3 protein-coding genes are annotated in these 2,892 nt (G+C 71.0%); 2 read left to right on the top strand and 1 reads right to left on the bottom strand.

Annotated features, from left to right (window positions below; translation table 11 throughout):
- Window positions 1–630: 630 nt before the first annotated feature.
- The gene (locus tag OG447_RS32175) at window positions 631–1,068 is read right to left on the bottom strand and encodes a DUF4345 domain-containing protein (protein WP_266941191.1); all 438 of its coding nucleotides are present in this window, start codon (window positions 1,066–1,068) and stop codon (window positions 631–633) included.
- A gap of 87 nt (window positions 1,069–1,155) precedes the next feature.
- Here OG447_RS32175 and OG447_RS32170 point away from each other — a divergent pair, with 87 nt between their 5' ends.
- Together OG447_RS32170 and OG447_RS32165 are read left to right on the top strand one after the other, a co-directional pair.
- The gene (locus OG447_RS32170) at window positions 1,156–1,776 is read left to right on the top strand and encodes a TetR/AcrR family transcriptional regulator (protein WP_266941190.1); all 621 of its coding nucleotides are present in this window, start codon (window positions 1,156–1,158) and stop codon (window positions 1,774–1,776) included.
- 222 nt (window positions 1,777–1,998) lie between these two features.
- Entirely contained in the window at window positions 1,999–2,667 is a 669-nt protein-coding gene (locus OG447_RS32165) for a hypothetical protein (protein WP_266941188.1), read from the top strand.
- Window positions 2,668–2,892: the final 225 nt, after the last annotated feature.

Below are 2,892 nucleotides of genomic sequence, written 5' to 3'. Positions count from 1 at the left end.
TCGGTGATCTCCTTCAGCGGCGCGTCGGGCTTGGGGATCTCGGCGTTGAGGAAGCCGCTGACGAAGAACAGGACGATGAACAGCGCGATGGTGATGACGCCGCCGGTGGCTGCCGGAGCGGACAGCCCCGCCCTCTCGCGCTCGCCTGCGGGTGGGATGGTCTGAGCTGACATCTCAGGTGCCTCCAACGGCATTTCGGCTGGGGACGGGACGGATCGCGGTACGGACGGGGGTTCTGAGTGCGGTTCGGGTGTGCGGGTCCTGGGCCGGGTAAACGGGTTCGGGCATATGGGGGTCCCTAACTCCTGGGTGATGGCCCGCGGGACATTCAGCCGGGCCGCGTGCCGAGCCGGGCGCAGGCCCGCCAGCGCATCGGCGAGGAGGCCCACCGCCAGGATCAGCGCGAGCCGCAGGGCCGGGAGGACGAAGGCGCTGGTGCCCTCGGTTTCCGAGGCCCGCACCAGGGTCTGGGCCATCTCTTCCGGATCTTGCCGGATGAGCCCCCGTCGTCCGGCGCCGTGCATCGAAAGGCGGGGAGGCGGAGAGGCGCCCGACTACTGGACGTACTCGGGTGTCTCCACAACGCGGCGGGGTGCGATGCCGGCGGGGTGCGGTGCCGGGCGGCGCGGGTCAGGCAAGATCCGGAAGAGACGGCCCGGCGGCCGGCGCACCCGCGGGCCGCCGCTCCCGGGCCGCCCGCTCGTCGGCATCCGCCAGCCAGAACCAGACTGGCGGGAAGACCAGCTCGATCACGGTCAGCGCCACCTGGAACCAGTGCGGCCACCCGTGCACCGCCAGGGACAGCAGCCGCCCCACGCCGCCCAGCAGGAAAACCACCGCGAGCCACCGCACCACCTTCGCCGGGACGGGGTCCTGCCGGGCCGCCCACAGCCAGGCCAGCCCGTACCCGGCGAAGATCGCGCCGAGGAACCGGCCCAGGCTGTCCAGAGTGGGGCCGGCGTCGGCCTCGCCCGGAATCGCGGCATTGCCGCCGACCACGTGGAACAGCCCGATCGCCGTGCAGGCGAGGCCCATCACCCATGCGAACACCCGGAGTGCCTTGGCCATGACTCCACCCCACTTAGTTGACGTGCGTCTAGTTAGCTTGAGGGTAGCCCCCCTTAATAGATGCGTGTCAAGTAGTAATCTGGGTGCATGCCGCCCCGCCGACGTTTGCCCCCCGCCGACCGCCGTGCCCAACTGCTCACCGTCGGAGCCCAGTTGTTCTCCGCCGCTCCCTACGACGACGTGCTGATGGAGGACGTCGCCCGGCAGGCCGGCGTATCCCGCGCCCTGCTCTACCAGCACTTCCCGAGCAAGCACGCCCTCTTCGCCGCGGTCTACCAGCAGGCGACCGATCGGCTACTGGAGGCGACCACGTTCGATCCCAGCGCCACGCTCGTCGAGCAGCTCACCCAGGGCTTGGACGCCCACCTCGACTACTTCATCACCAACCGCCACGCCGTCCTGGCCGCGAACCGGGTGCTGGCGGGCGACCCTGTCATCCAGACGATCATGACGGACGAACTCGACGCCCTGCGCTCACGCTTGCTCGGTGGGCTCCCGCTCGCAGACGAACGCACGCACTCCGCCGTCTCCGCGGCACTGAAGGCCTGGCTCGTGTTCGTCCAGGTGCTGTGCGTGGACTGGCTCACGCGCGAGACCTGCACCCGCACCGAGCTGCGGGACACCTGCATCGGCGCGGCGGTCGGCGCCCTGCGCCCCCTGCTCTCCGAGGACCCCGCCCCGGACTGGCCACCCGCCCTGCCCGCCTGACCCGGCCCGACCGGCAAGAGCGGCGGGCGCGTGCGTCTGTCTCTCCCGATGTGACGGCCCCTTCGGGACACGAACCGGTGCAGGCCCTGTGGAGAGTGCCCGACGGTCGCGTGAAGTGGCTCTTCGTGGCCCAGGGCTTCCCCTCCGGATGTCTCTGAACGGCGAATGAGATCATGAGGGCCACAAGCGCCGCCGTGCGGCGACGCGGGGGAAGGACAGAGCATGGCCCAGGGGCGGATGACGTACAACGTGCGGTACGGGACGTCCTTGCCGGTCGTCGTCCGCCACGGCGACGGCGCGGGACACGAAGGGCATATCGCCATCGGGCTGCTCTGCCGCCTGCCCGACGGCCACGGAAGCGCCGCGCACCCCTCCGCCCGTACCTTCGACGTCGTCGGTGAGGGCCAGACCGCGATCGCCCGGGTGTCGACGGAGGAGACAGCCTCGCGCGTGAGCGGACGCCCCGCCGTGTACCGCGTCGACGACCCGTACGGTGCCCCGCTGGGCCGGATCACGTACCGGCGCGGACGCGCCCTGCGCGGTGCCCGCGCGCGCTGGACCGTCGAATCGGTGACCGGACACTCCGTGCGCGGCTTCCGTGGGCGCCTGTTCTGGTGGGCGGTGTGGTGGCCCGTCGGCCTGCCCGTGAGCCTGGTGTGGCTGATCCTGTCCCTGCTCGGCGAGGGCGACGACGCCTTCGGCAAGCCGCGCAGGGTGATCTGGCGCGACTCCTCACGCCGGGCGCACCTCGTCTTCCGGGGGGTCGCGGACGAGTACCGGGTCCTCGACGGAAGCTGGGACCCCCGGCTTGTGGCCGCGCTGCTCGGACTGCACCAGTCGTACGACCCGTCGGAAGGCAGCGGCGTGAACGGCTGGTACGCCAGGCCCTGAGCTTGCCGTCTGACGTCCGGTCCGCTCCGGGGTGGCCAGTCAGCCGGCCGAGGGTGGGCGCGCACCCCATCGCGTGACACCTCTTTGGCATGATCACCGCATTCACCGACAGGATGATCTCCTGAAGGGCGTGAAGCGGCTCGGACACCACACCACTGCCCCACCAGCCGTGTTCGGGGGCCCTTCCTCGCCGGCCTGTCCACACCCACTGGTTCTTGATCGGCC

The sequence above is a fragment of the Streptomyces sp. NBC_01408 genome, from assembly GCF_026340255.1.
Lineage (GTDB): Bacteria > Actinomycetota > Actinomycetes > Streptomycetales > Streptomycetaceae > Streptomyces.
This window is presented reverse-complemented; position numbering and strand designations above follow the sequence as displayed.